This is a genomic window from Corallococcus praedator, from assembly GCF_003612125.1.
Classification (GTDB): Bacteria; Myxococcota; Myxococcia; order Myxococcales; family Myxococcaceae; genus Corallococcus; species Corallococcus praedator.
On the sequence record NZ_RAWI01000183.1, the window covers coordinates 1 to 18267 of the forward strand.

The 18267-nt window shown below is 70.6% G+C and carries 11 protein-coding genes; 5 read left to right on the forward strand and 6 right to left on the reverse strand.

All coding sequences use genetic code 11. The features are described from left to right. Window positions 1-142: 142 nt before the first annotated feature. From D7Y13_RS22505 to D7Y13_RS22515, 3 genes are all read right to left on the reverse strand, one after another. The gene (locus D7Y13_RS22505) at window positions 143-898 is read right to left on the reverse strand and encodes a class I SAM-dependent methyltransferase (protein WP_120584645.1); all 756 of its coding nucleotides are present in this window, start codon (window positions 896-898) and stop codon (window positions 143-145) included. Window positions 899-971: 73 nt separating this feature from the next. Continuing rightward, on the reverse strand, window positions 972-2132 hold the full coding sequence (locus D7Y13_RS22510) for a glycosyltransferase family 4 protein (RefSeq protein WP_158620421.1): 1161 nt from the start codon (window positions 2130-2132) through the stop codon (window positions 972-974). Between the two features lie 17 nt (window positions 2133-2149). Continuing rightward, complete coding sequence (locus D7Y13_RS22515; RefSeq protein ID WP_120584647.1) at window positions 2150-3295, reverse strand: glycosyltransferase; 1146 nt, start codon at window positions 3293-3295, stop codon at window positions 2150-2152. A gap of 570 nt (window positions 3296-3865) precedes the next feature. Between D7Y13_RS22515 and D7Y13_RS22525 the strand changes: the two genes are divergently transcribed. The 3 genes from D7Y13_RS22525 (at window position 3866) to D7Y13_RS22535 (ending at window position 9045) form a co-directional block, all read left to right on the forward strand. Further along, window positions 3866-6031, forward strand: a complete 2166-nt coding sequence (locus tag D7Y13_RS22525; RefSeq protein ID WP_233595735.1) for a DUF4082 domain-containing protein — start codon at window positions 3866-3868, stop codon at window positions 6029-6031. A 34-nt stretch (window positions 6032-6065) separates the two neighbouring features. After that, complete coding sequence (locus D7Y13_RS22530) at window positions 6066-7514, forward strand: S41 family peptidase (RefSeq protein WP_120584649.1); 1449 nt, start codon at window positions 6066-6068, stop codon at window positions 7512-7514. 76 nt (window positions 7515-7590) lie between these two features. Continuing rightward, window positions 7591-9045 carry a S41 family peptidase gene (locus D7Y13_RS22535; RefSeq protein ID WP_120584650.1) on the forward strand — a complete coding sequence of 485 codons (1455 nt, stop codon included), beginning with the start codon at window positions 7591-7593 and terminating at the stop codon, window positions 9043-9045. A 70-nt stretch (window positions 9046-9115) separates the two neighbouring features. Here the strand turns inward: D7Y13_RS22535 and D7Y13_RS22540 are convergent, their stop codons facing one another. Both D7Y13_RS22540 and fusA read right to left on the reverse strand, forming a co-directional pair. After that, entirely contained in the window at window positions 9116-10378 is a 1263-nt protein-coding gene (locus D7Y13_RS22540) for an RNA polymerase sigma factor (protein WP_120584651.1), read from the reverse strand. An 87-nt stretch (window positions 10379-10465) separates the two neighbouring features. Beyond that, window positions 10466-12571: an elongation factor G gene (fusA, locus tag D7Y13_RS22545; RefSeq protein WP_120584652.1), complete on the reverse strand. Its 2106-nt coding sequence runs from the start codon at window positions 12569-12571 to the stop codon at window positions 10466-10468. Window positions 12572-13029: 458 nt separating this feature from the next. Here fusA and D7Y13_RS22550 point away from each other — a divergent pair, with 458 nt between their 5' ends. Both D7Y13_RS22550 and D7Y13_RS22555 read left to right on the forward strand, forming a co-directional pair. Next, window positions 13030-14286 (forward strand): hypothetical protein, encoded by a 1257-nt coding sequence (locus tag D7Y13_RS22550; RefSeq protein WP_120584653.1) that lies wholly within the window; start codon window positions 13030-13032, stop codon window positions 14284-14286. Between the two features lie 202 nt (window positions 14287-14488). Continuing rightward, window positions 14489-15733, forward strand: coding sequence for a zinc metalloprotease (locus D7Y13_RS22555; protein WP_120535426.1), 1245 nt, complete (start codon window positions 14489-14491; stop codon window positions 15731-15733). Window positions 15734-15832: 99 nt separating this feature from the next. Here D7Y13_RS22555 and D7Y13_RS22560 read toward each other — a convergent pair. Then, window positions 15833-18267: DEAD/DEAH box helicase (locus D7Y13_RS22560; RefSeq protein ID WP_244222367.1), on the reverse strand; the 2435-nt coding region annotated here is incomplete at its 5' end.

Below are 18267 nucleotides of genomic sequence, written 5' to 3' on the forward strand. Positions count from 1 at the left end.
GCGGCCACCACCCCATAGCCCCCCACCAGCACGACGCGGCCTTCCGCTTCCATGACGACCCCCACGTTCGGGCACGGCCCCTTGCCGTGCCCCACGGGGACAGATATAGGTCAACCGACCTAAATCTTCACGACAATCGACTTCACTCCCGGGAGATGAGGATCAGGTCCTCGTCCTGTTCCAGGCGGTACACGCCGTCAGGCCCACGGCAGCGCTCGGCGTGCACGCGAATCTTCGCGTCGAGTTCACGCACCTGGGTCGCGTCCAGGGCGGCGAGCTGCGCCGCGGTGAAGCAGCCCTCGAGCACGAGGAAGCGGCAGAGCGTGTACATCTCCTCGAAGCTCTGGGCGACGAACCCGCTCATCGTCGCGAACACCTCGTGCGGCAATCGCATCCGCTGGACTTCGGCGATCACCGCCTCGCTGAAGAGCAGCGTCTCCGAGAAGTCCCTGCACAGCTCATAGGTCGGTCCCCGGCCCGCGGCCATGGCGATGAGACACGCGCCCCCGGGGCGCACGAACGAGAGCAGCGTGTCGATGAACGCGCACCATTCAGCGACAGGCACGTGGTACAGGACGTGCGAACACACGACGAGCTCATACCTGTCTTGTGATTCGAAGTGGGCCAGGGACTCATGGCGGACCTTCGCCTTCGCGTGGTGGAACCCGGCGATCTGCTCGGGATTGGGCTCCAGCAGGGTGAGCGAACCGAAGTGCGGTGCCAGCCTTTCGGCCACCTTGCCCGACCCCGCGCCCACATCCAGCAGCGCGGGCTGCGCGGGCAGTCCGGGGAGGAGCCGCTCCTCGACGAGCTTCGCGATGTTCTGGGGATGCCGGGCGCCGACCGTGAGCAGCCGGAACGCCGTGGCGTATTCGTGCGGCGACATCGTGATTCCCATGGGGCCTCGCTCCTGGTGGGACGGCCACGCCCCCAGTGCCCCCGGGGCGTCGCTCGTCCAGGCCCCCTGGACTCTACACGCTCATGCGCGGTGGATGCCCCTCCCCGGCTGCCGCAGGTGATGCATGCGCCTCCAGCGCCGGCAGGTAGAGCGCCTCCACGTAGCGCTGCGCCATCCGCTCCGGCGCGTGGTGGGCCACCACGTACTCGCGCGCGGCGCCCGCCATCCGCTCGCGCCAGCCGGGCGCCGCCAGCAGCCCCGCGACCGCGGAGGCCAGCGTGCCCGCGTCACCGGGTGGCACCACCAGACCGCGTCCGGTGCCCAGCACATGGGGCAGCTCTCCGACACCGGAGGCAATCAACGGACGTCCCGCCGCCATCGCTTCCAGCGCGACCAGTGGCATGCCTTCCCGGAGGGATGGCATCACCACCGCGTCCGCCGCCGCGTACACGCCACGCACGTCCGAGCGGAACCCCAGGAAGTGCACCGGCAGCCCCTGCGCCTGGGCCTCCAGCGACTCGCGCAGGGGGCCATCTCCCACCAGCAGCAACGTCGGCACCGTGGCGCCGGGGGTCCGGGCCAGCATCCGCAGGGCGTCGAAGAGCACCTGGGGCCCCTTCTCCACCGACAGGCGCCCCACCAGCGCGATCACCGACACGCCGGCGGCCAGGCCCAGCGCCTCGCGCGCGCGCAGGCGCTCCTCGTGGGTGCAGGCCGCCGCGAGCGGCAGCGCGTTGGGGATGTAGACCACCGGTGAGCGGTGGACGTACCGGCGCAGGCGCGAGGCCAGTTCCCGCGACACCGCCGCCACCGCGGTGGTGCAGTTGCCCAGCACGCGCGCCAGTCCCTCGTAGGCGACCAGGGCGGGCGTGGCGCCCGTGTCCCCATGGTACGTGGCCACCAGCGGCACGCCCGACAGGGTGCTCGCGGCGGCGGCCAGGGTGAGGGACTTGTAGTCGTGCGCGTGCACCACGCCCACGCCGCGACGGCGAACCTCCGAGGCGAGCGTGGCCACGGCCATCGCGCTGAACCGGCCCGGGACCTCCAGCGTCAGGGCCTCCAATCCCTGCTCACGCGCGGCGCCCGAAAGGACATCCGCCCGCCCCGGAGACACCAGGCTGCACACCTGCGCCCTCCAGGGCGACGGCGTCGCTCCCGCGAGCGACAGCAACGCGCGTTCGGCGCCGTACAGGCCGCACGTGCTGCGCACATGGAGGATGGTGGAGTGCGGCACCCGTGCACCTCCCGCGCTCACGCCTGGGCGTGCGCGGCGGCCCCCCGGTAGAGCTTCGCGTACGCATCCACCATGTTGGCGAGCGAGTAGCGCTGGGACTCGAGCTTCGCGGCCGAGCCCAGGCGCGCACGCAGCTCCGGGTCATGGGTCAGCCGCTTCACCGCGTCCGCGAGCGCCTTGACGTCACCGGTCGGCACCAGGAGCGCCGTCTGCCCATCGCGGTGCACCTCCCGGATGGCCGGGACGGTGTGCGAAACCGTGGGCAGGCCCACCGCCATCGCCTCCAGCAGCGACAGCGAGCGGCCCTCGCGACGGGAGGGTTGCACGTAGACGTCGAAGGCGGGGAGCAGCTTGCTCGCGTCCAGCAGGGCGCCCGTGAAGTGCACCCGTCCGGCGAGCGGCGACGCGGCGGCGCGCTCACGCAGCGAGGCCTCCATCGGGCCGGGGCCAATCATCACCAGGTGCGTGTTCGTCTCCTGCGCGAAGTGGCCCAGGAAGGCGTCCACGAGCAGGTCCGGGCCCTTCTCCTCGGAGAGGCGTCCCAGGTAGCCCACCACGGTGGCGTCCTGCGCAAGGCCCAGGCGCTCGCGCGCGTCGCGGCGGGCCTCGGCGCCCGTGGCCACGGTGAGCGGCACCCCGTTCTCGATGGTGACTACGCGCGAGAGCAGCTTGGGGCTCCAGCGCTCCAGGCTGGCGCGCACCTCGCTGCCGCACGCCACCAGCGACTGGGTGAAGACGGCGGCGGCCATGGCCGCGGGACGCAGCTTGCCCTGCGGCTCCACCGTCTGATGGAAGGTGCCCAGCACGGACGTGCGCGGGCGCAGCGTCCGGGTGGCGACAGCGTTGAGCCAGGGGCCCACGTCGTGGCCGTGCACCACGTCCGCGCCAAAGGCGTCCACCTCCTGCGCCAACCGGCGGATGGCCGTGGGCGTCATGCCCGCCAGCCCCCCCAGCCACACGGTGGGGACGTTGGCGCGCTGGAGCAGCTCGCGCACCGGGCCGTCCGGTCCCAGGGCCAGCACCACGGAGTCGATGCCCCGGGAGCGGCCGTGCTCGGACAGGCGGACGACCAGTTGTTCCAGCCCGCCCATCTCCAGGCCGTACATCACATGTGCCACGCGCGTGGGACGCGCCGCCGCCGCCGGGTGCAGTTCGTTCTTCATAGGACGCGGCCAAGCTAGGCACGCGCCCCGGGCCCACAACCCCCGCGCCGGGCCTTCCGTCCGGGGGATGTCGAACAGTGGAAGCTCCAGCCCGGAGGGGTTCGCGGCGCGCTACGGAAGGGCCGTCCCGATGGATGCATCGGCGTGTGACGGCAAGACACGTCCTGCGTACGAAAGGGCGGCTGGCGCTGCTCGCGCGCGGCCTCCAGCGTCACCCCGGGCTTCAGCCGCGCCACCACGTCGAGGATGCGCATGTCCTGCTTCGCCTCCGACGCCAGCGCCGGCCTCCCCACCAGCGAGGGAAACAGCGAGGCCGTGGCCGACACCCTTCGCAGGCTCGGGGCGTGTCCAGGCCCCGTTGCGCTCCGTCCGCAACGGACAGCACGCCTCCCCAACGGATGGACATGCCGCGCCACCACCATCCTCTGCGCGCACTGAAACACAATCATGTCACCCTGGCGTGAAAGGCTCGACTCCCGAACAGGCGATGTGAGAACCCACCGCCTGTCTTCATCTCAAAGGGAGTCCGACTTGCTTCAACTCGCATCACGCTGGGTCATGACTTGCGCAGTGGGTTTCACGTGGGCGCTCGCGGGCTGTGCGCCCGCGGAGCCCACCCCTCCGGAAACACAAGGCACCACCGAGGCCGTACAGCCGCTGCTGACGGGGGAGCGCGCCCTCTTCGGCGCCTCCGCGCTTCCGGCCGTGGCGGCCGCGAACGACAGCGCCGCGGTGGAGCTGGGCGTGCGCTTCCGCAGCGATGCGCCCGGTCGCATCATGGGCGTGCGCTTCTACAAGGGCGCGGGCAACACGGGCACGCACACCGGCAGCCTGTGGTCCGCTTCTGGAGCGCTGCTGGGCACCGTGACGTTCCAGGCTGAGACGACCTCCGGCTGGCAGGAGGCGCGCTTCGCCACGCCGGTCACCATCGCCGCGGACACGAACTACGTCGTCTCGTACCACGCGCCCGCCGGGCACTACGCGGTGACGGACAACGGCTTCGCGTCCGCGCTGGCGGCGCCGCCCCTGCACGCGGCGGCGGACGTCGCGGGCGCCGGCAACGGCCTGTACCGCTACGGCGCCAGCGGCTTTCCCACTGACACCTTCCAGGCCAGCAACTACTGGGTGGACGTGGCCTTCCAGCCCAACGACACCACGCCCCCGCGCGCGCCCACCAACGTCACGGCGGCGCCCAACTCGCCCACCGCCATCGACCTGAGCTGGTACGCCTCCGTGGACGGCAACGGCGAGATGCAGGGCAATGCGCGCGCGCACCTGGTGTACCGGGGCAGCCAGCTCATCGCGGAGCTGCCCGGCACCACCCTCCGCTACCGCGACGCCGGGCTGACGCCCGCCACCGCGTACCAGTACACCGTGCACGGCCGGGACGCCGCGGGCAACGTGGGCCCGGCCTCCGCGACCGTCAGCGCCACCACGCTGGCGAACACCGCCTGCAACCCGTGCAGCCTGTGGAACGCCACGACGGGCACCCCATGGGCCATCAACGCCGACACCACCCCCACCGAGGTGGGCGTGAAGTTCCAGTCGGACGTGGCGGGCACGGTGACGAAGGTGCGCTACTACAAGAGCAGCATCGACAACGGGCCGCACGTGGGCCATCTGTGGAGCGCTGCCGGGACGCTGCTGGCCACCACCGAGCAGGCGCCCGCGGAGAGCGGCTTCGGCTGGCGTGAGCTGACGTTCACCACGCCGGTGAGCCTCACGGCGAACACGACCTACGTCGTGTCGTACTTCGCGACCGCGGGCAACTACCTCATCACGCCGAACTACTTCACCAACGCGGGCGTGGACATGCCGCCCCTGCACGCGCCGTCCACCGTCGCGTCCGGCGGCAACGGGGTGCGCCACCTCAACGGCAGTGCCTTCCCCACGGAGACGTGGCGTGACACCAACTTCTGGGTGGACGTCACCTTCATCCCCACGGCGTCCGGGACGCAGAACCCGGTGGACCTGTCCGTGAGCCAGTCCTTCCCCGCGGGCACGGGCGCCAACGGCGACATGATGTTCTACGACGTCACCGTGACGAACAACGGCACGCAGGCGGCCACCGGCATCGTGCTCGACGTCCCCATCCCCGCCGGCCTCTCCTACTTCTTCTACAGCGCGACGCCGGCCAGCAACGGCGGCTGCTCGTTCTTCAGCGACCTGCAGTGCACGATTCCCACCCTGGCGGCGGGCGCGAGCGTCACGATTCCGGTGACCGCCTTCCCCATGTCCTCTGGCACCTTCCAGAGCGTGGCCACCGTGTCCGCCGCGCAGACGGACTCCGTGCCGGGCAACAACACCAGCACCCTGGCCATCCCGGTGGGCCCTTCCACCAACCTCATCACCTTCGACACCTTCCCCGGACAGGATGAGGTCATCACCGGATTGCACGGCCCGCTCCACTTCATCCAGAGCGACTGGTACATCGCGTCGCCCTGGGGCGGGTTCACCACGAAGAGCGTCTCCTTCAACGGCGGCGGCCTCACCCAGGGGCGGCTGTCGGTGAACGGCCAGCGCCGCGTCATCGGCATGGACGCCTTCACCTGGGACACGGGCGCGACCCTCACGCTCGCCTGCCTGGACCTGCCGACCCGCACCTTCCCCCTGACGGCGGGCCAGGTGACCCACGTGGTGACGAACTGGACGCAGCCCTGCACCGTGTTCACCCTCTCCACGTCCAACGGCTGGGACACGAACCTCGACAACATCGAGCTGTCGCCGCGCCCCTGAGCGTGACGCAAGGGACGGCGGGTATGCTGGGAGGATGCCCGCCGTCTGCCTCCTGCTGAGCGCCGTGACATCCCTGTTCACCACGACGTGGTTGCTGGCCGCCGCGCCCTTCACCGTCGCCGTGGAGCCCGTCGGGTTCTCCGTCCGCTCCGACGGCGCGCGGGTGTCCATCACCCAGGTGGTCCCCGGTGGCCCGGCGGACCGCGCGGGGCTGGAGGCGGGGATGCGCGTCCAGAGCATCGTGAGCCCCGTGCGAGCGTTCGCCCAGGGTCCCATCGGGAAGCTGGGCAGGAGGGACCTGCACGACGCGCTTCAGCCCACCTGGGACGAGCCGCTCATCCTCACCGTGGGGAAGACGCCCCAGGAGGGACATCTGGTCTCGGTGCAGCGCGATGACGCCCGGCCCGCGGAGGAATTTCCCCCCGGGCCGCTGACCCTGAAGCAGTTGGAGCGACTGACCCTGTCGCAGCAGGCGAGGTATCACCCCGCGCGATTCTCCAGCCCCCAGGGCCGCGCCCCCGAGGACGAGCCCTCCCTCACGCTCCACCACGAAAGCCAGGCCTGGGTGAAGAAGGGGCAGTTGCAGGGCATGACGGGAGGCGGGCACACGGGGCTGTGGATCCATCCCCAGCTCCAACTGGATTCGAACTGTCCCGCACGCATCAAGAAGGTCGAGCTGCGCGGCCCCGGCCCCGGCCTTCCCCGGACGCTGACGCCCGCGCCCGAGGACACGAACCCCTGGCAGCAGTTCGACTTCGACCTGCCGCTCTGGTCCCTCCGGGACGTGACGAAGGCGTGCGCCGCGGGCAAGACATCCCTCACGGCGTCCCTGCGCGCGGCGCTGTCCTGTCAGGGTGAGCCCGTCCTCCAGAAGACCCTCCCCGTGAAGCTGACCCTGACGTGCCACCAGCCGCCTCCGGAAGACGTCACGGACACGCTCGACCTGGTGGCCCTCCGGGGCGAGGAGGAGTTCCTCGTGGGAGCCAAGGCGGTGGTGACGGTGGAGGTGATGCGGCTGGACACGGAGGTCCCCCAGGTCGAAGCGGCGACGGTGGTGGAGGTGGACGACCAGGGCAAGGAGCTGCGCCGCGTCGTCACGCTGCCGGTGCCCGCGGGCACGGAGGAGCTGAAGACAGAGGTGACGCTGGACACGACGACGGCGCGCACCGTGCGGCTGGCCGCGGAGCTGCGCTTCCCCGACGGCAGCACCCGGCGCACCACCGCGCAGCAGGTGCCCATCCTCACCCCGGAGCTGGTGGCGGCGCGGCAGAAGGAAGAGGAGGCCGGCGGCGAACGGTTGCAGGCCTTCACCGCCCGGTTCAGCAAGGAGTGGAAGTCCCCCTGCGCCAACGTCCCCGCCACCGTGGCGTGGCTCCAGAAGCAGCCCGAAATCGCGTCCGCGTCCGGAGACAAGGGAGGCCACCACTTCAGCTACCAGGTGAAGGGGTCGCTCCTCATCCTCTTCGACTGCCATCAGCAATAGCGCGCAAGACGCCCTCCTCCGCCCTTGTCCCTTCCCCGGAGTGCGGGAGCAGTGCGACGGCGGGTATGCTGGGGGGATGCCCGCTGTCTCCCTTCTGCTGAGCGCCGCGACGTCCCTGTTCACCACGACGTGGCTGCTGGCCGCCGCGCCCTTCACCGTCACCGTGGAGCCTGTCGGGCTCTCCGTCCGCTCCGATGGCGACGAGGTGGTCGTCACCCGCGTCGTGCCCGGAAGTCCGGCGGCCCTGGAGGGAATGAAGTCCCGGATGCGCATCGAGCGCATCCACAATCCCATCCGCCTCTTCAGTCAGGGTCCCCTCATGAAGCTGGATGCGGAGGACCTCCAGGCCGCGCTCACGCCCACCTGGGGTGAGCCGCTCGTCCTGACCGTGGGGCCCCAGGGCAAGAAGCCGGGCCAGACCTTCACGCTCAGGCGGACCGACCCGGCGCCCCGAGACGAGTTTCCCGTCCTTCCCCTGCCCGATGCTCAGGTGCGACGGCTGACCGTGAATCAGCAGTCGCGCTACTCCGTACGGCTGTCGCAGTTCATGAGCGGGCAGCCCGCGCCCCCGCGAAAACCCTCGCTCGAACTCCAGCAGGAGGACACGACAGTGTGGGTGACCGGGGGACAGCTCCGGGTGATGGACGGCGGCGGGTTCACGGGGCAGTGGGTCCATCCCCGGTTCATCCTGAAGTCGGCCTGCCCCCTGGTCCTGGAGAAGCTGGAGGTGAGCGGCCCCGGCCCCGGCGTTCCCCGGACGCTGCGTCTGGAGCCCACCTCGCGGCGCCCGACCCACGAGTTCAGGGTGGACCTGCCGCTCTGGTCCCACCAGGACGTCACGAAGGCCTGCGCGGCGGGGCGCTCGGAGCTCACGGCATCCCTGGCCGCGACGCTGTCCTGTGCCCAGGACCCCATCCTCAAGAAGACCCTGCCGGTGAAGCTGGCCCTGACGTGTGAGCAGCCGCTGCCGCCGGGGCGCTCGGACGCACTGGAGCTGCTGGTCAACCGGAGCGACCGGAGCTACCTGGTGGGCGCGAAAGCCGTGCTGACGCTGGACGTGCTGCTCTCCACGCTCTTCCCTCCGGCCGCCTCCGTCGCGATGGTGCAGGTGGACACCCAGGGACGGGTGATCCGCCGCTTCACCAACAAGCCGGTGCCCGCGGACGCGCGCGCGGTGTCGGCGGAGGTGACGATCGACACGCAGATGGCGCGCACCGTGCGGCTGGCCGCCGAGCTGAAGTTCGCCGACGGCAGCACCCGGCTCACCGCCGCGGAGGAGGTGACCATCCGCACCCCGGAACAACTGGCGCAGCATCGGCAGGACCAGCAGAAGGGCTACGTGGGGCTGATGGAGATCTCCGACCGGCTCCGCAAGGAGCTCAAGAGCGCCTGCGCGGACCCCGACGGCACGGTGGCCTGGCTCCAGCAGCAACCCGAGGTCGCATCCGCGGCGAACCATGAGGGCCACTCCATCAGCTACATGATGAAGGACTCCGGCGAGTCGCTCTCCATCATGTGCCACCGCCGCTAGAAGCCACGTCCGGCCCACGAACCCCGGCCCGAGGGCCAAAGCAGGCCCCGGGGACGGCCGTCCGTCCTCGCTAGGAAGGAAGCGGCCGGGCGCAGGCCTCGGCCCGCGCCAGCAACAGCGCCTGTTCGCGGGCGTTGCGTGTGAGCGAGGCCGCGCGCTCGAACTCCGCGCGGGCCTCCTTCAGGCGCCCCAGCTTCTGGAGCAGGTCGCCGCGCACGCTCGGCAGCAGGTGGTAGTGCTTGAGCGACGGCTCGGCCGTGAGCTGATCCACGAGTTCCAGTCCCACGGCGGGACCGAACGCCATCCCGAGCGCCACCGCGCGATTCAGCTCCACCACGGGCGATGGCACGAGCCGCGCGAGCAGGGCATAGAGTTCCGCGATGCGGGTCCAGTCCGTCGCGTCCGCCGTGCGCGCCCGGGCATGGCAGGCGGCGATGGCGGCCTGCACCGCGTACGGGCCCTGCTCGCCGCCCAGCTTCTGCGCGCGCTCCAGCGCCGTGAGGCCCCGGCGGATGAGCAGCTGATCCCACAGCGCGCGGTTCTGCTCCAGGAGCAGCACGGGTGCACCCAAAGGCCCCACCCGCGCCCGCGACCGCGACGCTTGAATCTCCATCAGCGCCACCAGCCCGTGCACCTCCGGCTCTTGCGGCACCAGCTCCGCGAGGATGCGGCCCAGGCGGAGCGCGTCCGCGCACAGCTCCGGGCGCATCCAGTCATCCCCGGCGGTCGCCGAATAGCCCTCGTTGAAGATGAGGTAGACGACCTCCAGCACGGAGGACAGCCGCGCCGCCAGTTCCTCGCCCCGGGGCACCTCGAAGGGGACCTGCTTCTCCGCCAGGGTCCGCTTGGCGCGCACGATGCGCTGGGCGACCGTCGGCTCCGGCACCAGGAACGCGCGGGCGATCTCCTCCGTCGTCAGGCCTCCCAGGAGCCGCAGCGTGAGCGCCACGCGCGCATCCGGGGACAGCACCGGATGGCACGAGGTGAAGACGAGGCGCAAGAGGTCGTCCCCGACGTCGTCGTCGAGCGCCGCGTCCAGGTCCGGCACTTCGGTCTCTTCCAGCCCGTGCCCCAGCTCCTCGTGCTTGCGCTCCAGCAGCTTGCGCCGGCGCAGCTCGTCGATGGCGCGTCGCTTCGCGGTGGCCATGAGCCAGGCGCCGGGGTTGTCCGGCACGCCCGACACCGGCCACTTCTCCAGCGCGGCCACGAGCGCGTCCTGCGCGAGTTCCTCCGCCTGCCCCACGTCGCGCACCATGCGCGCAAGGCCGGCGATGAGCCGGGCGGACTCGATTCTCCAGACCGCGTGGACCGCGGCCTGTGCATTGGAAGCCATCACGCGGCGGACTCAATCACCTCGGTGGTACTGAAGACAAACAGCCCCGGGACCCATGCTTCGGATCCCGGGGCCGCCGACTTCACCTCACGCCCGCGCTTCGGACACGGACGCCTGGAGCGCTTCGGGCACCGGCTCGTACGCCCCCAGGCGCAGGCTGGCCTGGGCGCGACCCTGGGTGCGGCCCCGCAGCGACGTCACGTAACCGAAGAGGCGCGCCATGGGCACGCGCGCGGACACACTCCGCGCCGTCCCCTTCGCCTCCATGCCCAGCACCCTCCCCCGCCGCGACGACAGGTCGCCCAGCACGTCGCCCAGGAACGCCTCCGGCGTGGTGACCTCCACCTCCATCACGGGCTCCAGCCCCACGAGCCCCGCGCGCCGCGCGGCCTCCTGGAGCGCCAGCGAACCCGCGATGGCGAACGCCTGCGGCGTGGAGTCCTTCACGTGCGTGTCGCCGTCCACCAGCCGCACCTCCACGTCCACCAGCGGCACGCCGTCGCGCAGGCCTCGCGCCATGGCGCCCGCCACGCCCTTTTCAATCGCGGGAATCAGCTCCCGAGGAATGGTGCCGCCCTTCGTGGCGTCCACGAAGACGAGCCCCGCCCCTCGCGGCGCCGGACCCACGTCCAGCACCACGCGTGCGTACTGTCCGGGCCCGCCGGACTGGCGGACGTGGCGGTACTCCTGGCGCACCGCGCGCCGGAGCGTGTCGCGGTAGGCCACCTTGGGCTGTCCCACGCGCGCCTCCACGCCGAACTCCGTCTTCAACCGTTCCACGATGACCTCCAGGTGCAGCTCACCCATGCCGGACAGCAGCACCTGGCCGCTCTCCGGATCCACGCCCACGCGCAGCGACGGATCCTCCGCCGCCAGCCTCTGCAGTCCCTCCTCCAGCTTCGGCAACTCCCCGGGTGAGCGCGCCTCCACGGCGAGCTGCACCACGGGCTCCATCACCCCCAACGCCTCCAGCACCACCGGCGCGTCCGGGTCGCACAGCGTGTCGCCCGTGCGCACGCCCTTGAGCCCGAGCGCCGCGCAGAGGTCGCCCGCATGCACCTCCGCCACCTCCTCGCGGCGGTTGGCGTGCATGAACATCAGGCGGCCCACCCGCTCCTTGCGCCCGGTGGCGGGATTGAGCAGGACGGTGCCGGCCCTCAACGTGCCGGAGTACACGCGCAGGAACACGATGCCGCCCACGGACTTGTCGCTCATCAGCTTGAACGCCAGGGCGGCGGGGGGCGCCGCGTCCGACACGGGACGGGACACCTTCTCATCGGTGCCCGGCACACAGCCCTCCACGGAAGCGAGGTCCGACGGCGCGGGCAGGTAGTTGACGACAGCGTCCAGCAGCATCTGCACTCCCTTCTTCTTGAAGGCCGACCCGCACAGCACCGGCACCAGGGTTCGCGCGAGGGTGCCCGAGCGCAGCGCGCGCTCCAGGTCCTCCGCGGTGATGTCCTCCAACCGCCCCTCCACGAACTTCTCCAGCACGACCGCGTCCACATCCGCGCACGCCTCGATGAGGCGCAGGCGCAAGGGAATCACCTCTTCCAGCAGCGCCCCCGTCACGGGAGCGTCGTCCTGGAACTGACCCTCCTCACCGTCGAAGCGGACAGCGCGCATGCGCACCAGGTCCACGAGGCCGTGGAAGTCCGCGCCGTCACCCAGGGGCCACTGCACGGCCACCGGGTTTGTCCCCAGCTTCTCCGCCAGGGACTTCACGCTCCTGGCGAAGTCCGCGCCCACCTTGTCCATCTTGTTGATGAACGCGATGCGCGGAACGCCGTAGCGGTCCGCCTGCCGCCACACCGCCTCCGACTGGGGCTCCACGCCCTGGCTCGCGTCGAACACCGCCACCGCGCCGTCGAGCACGCGCAACGAGCGCTCCACCTCGATGGTGAAGTCCACGTGGCCCGGCGTGTCGATGATGTTGATGCGGTGGAGCGCGCCCGCCGCGCGCCCGTGCCGGGGCTCCCAGAACGCGGTGGTGGCCGCGGAGGTGATGGTGATGCCGCGCTTCTTCTCCTCCGGCATCCAGTCCATCTCCGTGGAGCCGGAGTGCACCTCACCCATGGAATGGATGCGGCCGGTGAAGAACAGGACGCGCTCGGTGAGCGTCGTCTTGCCCGCGTCGATGTGGGCCATGATGCCGATGTTGCGATACCGCTCGATGCGCGTGGTGCGGGACATGAAGGACTCCTGAGCCCGTCGGGCAGCGAGGCCCGCGGGTCGGTGTTGAGAAGCGCTGGTGGGATGAGGGGAATGGAGCGACGCGGGCCTTCAGGCGCACGCACGCGCGGACTTCCGGAGGGGCACGGCAGGCCCGCTCAGGAACGCGTGAGGACACACGAAGGCACCACGGCGGTCATCGGGCGGAGACGGGACTCACGGCACACGGGAACCAGCCACCCCGCGCACCGGAATACACCGGTCCGCCTGCTCAAATATCGAGCAGAACCTCGTGACGGGGGGCGAGGCGCACGTCCGCCGCCGGCGCGATGGCGCTCAGGGTCGGCAGGGCATGAATGGTGACGGGCCTCATGATGCTTCATAGGTAACCGTCCAACCCGACCTTGTCAATCCTGTCACCAATAAGGAAAACCTGTTTTCCTCGGCACCCTCAACCCTTGAATCACCAAAGGATGGGTATGCCCAGGCTCCACAAGACCTTGCTGACGGCTTCCATGACGCTCATCGGCTTGAACGGGTGCGGCGGTGATGCGCTGGACCCGGCGACGGGCGACACCTCCCCGGACGTGACGGAGGCCCGGGCATCCGCGCTCCAGCGCGCCGTCGTGTGCGCGCCGGGCGCGCTGGACACCGACGGCGATGGCATCTGCGACGCCGCGGAGGCCGACTACGGCACCAACCCCAACAGCTCCGACACGGATGGCGACCGGCTCAGCGACTTCGCGGAGCTGTTCGGCTCCGGCGGCGTGGACCTGCCCGCGCTGGGGGCGAACCCGCGCAGGAAGGACGTCTTCATCGAAGCGGACTACTACGCGAACCGCATTCCTACACAGGGCGCGCTGAACCGGGTGATTGCGGCCTTCGCCAACGCACCGGTGACGAATCCGGACGGCTCCACGGGCATCACGCTGCACCTGGCGTTGGACCAGCAGATCGCCGCGGCGGACGCGGACACGGACCTGAACCCCGTGTGGACGGACTTCGACAAGATCAAGACGAAGTACTTCGCCGCGAACCGCGCGCCGTTCTTCCACTACATGGTGTTCGCGAACACCTACAGCGGCGGCACCTCCAGCGGCGTCTCGCGCGGCATCCCCGCGCATGACTTCATCGTGACGCTGGGCGGCTGGCCCACGCCGGGAGGCACGGAGCTGCAGCAGGCCGGCACCATCATGCACGAGCTGGGGCACAACATCGGCCTGCGCCACGGCGGCAACGATGACGGCAACTACAAGCCCAACTACCTGAGCATCATGAACTACGAGTACCAGGTGTATGGCTTCCGCATCGGCGGCGTGAACAACGTGCTCGACTACTCGCGCGTGCGCGTCGCGTCCTTCAGCGAGGCGGCCGTCAACGAGGTCTCCGCCTTCGCGCCCGTCGCCCCCACCACCGAAGCGGATCTCGCCCTCATCAGCGGGCTTCGCTTCAACAGCGTCCAGGTCACCGGCACCGCGAGCGCCAACCTGGACTTCAACGCCAACGGGAGCATCCAGACCGCCGCCTACGCCCGGGACTTCAACCGCAGCGGCACCACCACCAACGTGTTCCCCGCGTCGCAGCATGACTGGCTGGCCCTGAGGTACGACGGCGGAGGGCTGATTGGCGACGCCGCGCTGGGCACCTCCCGGACGCTGGACCGCGAGGAGGCGTTCCTCGTCGTCCCGGAGAAGGTGGAGCCCTGCCTCACCTCGGAGCAGTTCCTCGCCCGGTAGTTCACACCTCCCCTGCCGAAAGTCGCACCCCGCCGCCGGGCCCGCCTCAAGTCTCGAGGAGGACCCGGCGGTTCCGGGTCCTCCGGCAATCAATGCCTGACCAAATCAAGGCACCCGGAAAAAATAGAGCCGGAAATCACCGCCAGTGACAAGGATGGTGGCGATTGGCGCAATGCCAATCCTTTGCAGACAAAGGAATTCCATGTCCACGTTTAAAAAGACGTTGCTGACCGCTTCCGTCGCGCTCCTGGGGTTGAACGGGTGTGGGGGGGCGGAGCTTCCGGAGCCGGAGCTGGCCAGCACCCAGCAGGGCATGGAGTTGGCCATCCCGCTGCCGATTCCCGCCTGCGCGGGCGCGCTGGACTCGGATGGCGACGGCGTCTGCAACCTCGTGGAGACGCTGCTGGGCACCAACCCCAACAACCCCGACACGGACGGGGACCGGCTCAACGACTACGCGGAGTCGTTCGGCTTCGGCGGCGGCCTGGACCTGACGGCGCTCGGCGCGAACGCGCGCAGGAAGGACATCTTCATCGAGGCGGACTACTACCCGGGGCAGCAGCCGACCCAGGCGATGCTGAACCGCGTCATCACGGCCTTCGCCAACGCGCCGGTGTCGAACCCGGATGGCTCCACGGGCATCACGCTGCACGTGGTGGTGGACCAGCAGATCACCGCGGCGGACGCGGACCTGGACCTGAACCCCGTCTGGACGGACTTCGACGTCATCAAGGGCAAGTACTTCGCCGCGAACCGCGCGCCCTACTTCCACTACATGCTGTTCGCGCACCGGTACGCCGGCGGCAACTCCAGCGGCATCTCTCGCGGCATCCCCGCGCATGACTTCATCGTGACGCTGGGCTTCGCCGCCGGCATCACGGAGCTGCAGCTGGCCGGCACCCTGATGCACGAGCTGGGGCACAACATCGGCCTGCGCCACGGCGGCACCGACGACGCCAACTACAAGCCCAACTACCTGAGCATCATGAACTACGAGTACCAGTTCTATGGCTTCGGCATTGGCGGCCTGAACAACGTGCTCGACTACTCGCGCGTGCAGGTGGCCTCCTTCAGCGAGCTGAGCGTCAACGAGGTCGCCGCGTTCACGCCCGTCGCCCCGACCACCGAGGCGGACCTCGCGAAGATCAGCGGGCTTCGCTTCAACGACGTCCAGGTCACCGGCAACGCCAGCGCCAACCTGGACTTCAATGGCAATGGGAGCATCCAGGCCGCCACCTACACCCGGGACTTCAACCGCTCCGGCTCCGTCGGCAACATCTTCCCCGCGTCGCAGAACGACTGGCTGGCGCTCGCGTATGACGGCGGCGGGCAGATTGGCTTCGCCGCGCCGGGCCTCACCCAGGACCTGGGCCGCGCGGAGCTGTTCGTCGTCGCCCCCGAGAAGATGGAGCCCTGCCTCACCGTGCCCGAGCGCGACGCCCGCTAATCCCTGTCGCCCCGGCTGAACCGTCGCGGTCCGCCGCCGGGTCCACCTTCATGGGGGACCCGGCGGTCGTATCTCCCGGCCCGGACGCGACACCGTGACTCAATACCGACGCTTGCGGCGGCCAGGGCCCTTGCGCTTGCCGTGCGACGCACCGGACTCCTCCGGCCAGACCCGCCGCCCGGGCGTGGGCCGCACCCGCGTCGCCTCGGTCAGCTCATCCGGCATCCATGGCCGGTCGAGCATCTCCTGCAGCTCCAGGAGCGACTCCGCGCGGACCATCCCGCGACGCCCTCGCGCCACACAGAAGCGGGCGGGACGGTCGAGCACGGGCAGCTCCTCCACCACCAGCGTGCGCGCGAGCTTCTCCGGCAGGTGCAGCCACACCGCGCCTCGCGGTGTCCCTTCCGCGTCCGTCTCCACGTCGTACTCCAGCGGGACGTCCTGTTCGCGCACGGACACCCCGTCCGGCAGCGCCAGGAGCTGCTCGCGCAACGGCGCGGAAGCGAACCGGTCCAGGTTGAAGAACAGCATGCGCTCGCGGAAGTCCTCCATCGAATCCACGCCGTCCAGCTGCTCTTCGTAGTGCGCGGTGAGCTCCGGCAGCCCCAGCCTCGGCGTCCGTCCCCCCGAGCGGCGCCAGAGCTCGCGGGCCTGGGCGATGGCGAAGCGGTGGCTGTCCACCGCCGGGTGCGCCGCCTCCCCCCGGGCCAGCGCCTCCGCGAGCGCGTGACGGGCCGCCACGGACAGCTCCGGGCCCCAGGCGCGCAGCACCTGCTCCTCGTGCTCCAGCTCGAAGCCGAAGTAGTCCAGCTGCTGTTCGAACACGAGCGCGCGGGCGCGCGGGTCATACACGGGCGTCGCCGCGTTTCGCTGGGCGTAGCGGCGCAAGAGCGACAGGGGAAGCTGGGTGCCGTCGATGCCCGCCTGCGAATTGCCGGAGCGGTCGGCGAAGTAGCGCAGCACGCCCGCCACCGCGCCCTGGTCGCCGCACACGCTCGACTTGGACACCCGCGCGGAGTCGCCCCAGGCGGTGCGCTCGTCGATGACCAGGTCGAAGGGCATGTAGCGCGCGAGCAGGTCGCAGAAGCGCTGGTGGATGCGCGCGTTCGCGAAGGGCATCTGTCCGGGCAGCGGCAGGCCCACGCTGCGGTACACGCTCGACAGCGCGAGCGCCGCGTCCTCCACCGCCTTCACCAGGACGCCGCGCGAGTCCGCCCACGCCAGCAGCCGCTCCGGGTCGAAGACGTGGCGCGGCAGCCCGTGCGCCTCCCCCATCGCGCCCGCCGCGCGGTAGGCCTCCGCGTACAGGTTGTAGGCGGTCAGGTGGTCGCTTCCGGCGACGAGCACTCCCTCCAGGTTGCGCTCCTCGCGCGTCATGCGGTGCAGCGAATCAATGCTGCTGCACACCGCGAGGAAGGGAATCAGCCCGTCCTCCGCGTTGACGATGAGCTCCGCCCACGGCCGGTCCACCGGCAGCGCCTCCACCGCGCGGCCGTAGTCCGTCAGCCGCCCCTGGGCGTCCACGATGTGGCGCGCCTGCAACCGCGTCAGCGCGCGGCGGTAGGCCACGCGGTCCAGCTCCACCGGCAGGTCCAGCTCATCCGCCCACACCCCCAGCGCGGCGGCGGTGAGCGCCACCCGCTCCGGTTCGCCCGCCAGTTGGAACTCGGGCTCCGTGGGCCGCAGCGAGGCGAAGTGGACGGGCCGGTCGCTCAGGATGAAGACGCGGCCGCCCTCCACCCGTCCGTGCACGCGCCCCGCCATCTGCAGCAGCTCGTTGTTCCCCAGGTGCACGCGCACGAGCACGTTGCGGCCGCCCTCCACCCGGGTGGTGAAGCGCACGTCCTCGATGACCACCGTGTCCAGCCCCGGCACGTTGAGCGCGCTCTGGCCCGCCGCCGTCATCGCGAGCAGGAACGGCCGGGGCGTGGTGCCCTCCAGGAAGGGGCGGATGGCGCGCAGCGGCTCCCCGCCGTGGTAGTGCGCGGCGTGCAGGTCCGGGTAGCGGTCGCGCACGCTGGCCGCGGTCTCCTCCACGGCCGCGCGCGTGGCCAGGAACACGCCCACCCCGCGCGACTGCTTGCGCACGTCCCGGAAGAACGCGTCGTCCAGGAACGCGCGCGACTGCCGGTGCTCCACGATGATCCGGGCCGCCTTCGCGGGGTCGAACGTCGTCACCCGCAGCACGTCCGCGCTGCCCAGGTAGTTCGCGTAGAAGGCCGGATCCACGGTGGCGGAGAGCCACACGAAGCGGCAGCCCACGCGCTTGCCCAGGGCCAGGCACAGCTCCAGCTCCGCGGACGTCTGGTGGATCTCATCCACGATGAGCGTGTCGTCGCGCCGGATGGCGCCGTCCTGGAACCACCGGCGCGCGATGCCGGTGGTGACGATGAGCACGTCACAGAGGGACGTCTGTGCCGTGGCCTCGCGCTCGCGGTTGACCACGGCCACCGTCAGCCCCTGCCGGCCCAGGATCTCCTCCGCGATGGTGCGGATGGCGAGCGTCTTGCCCGTCCCCGTCCCCGCCACGATGC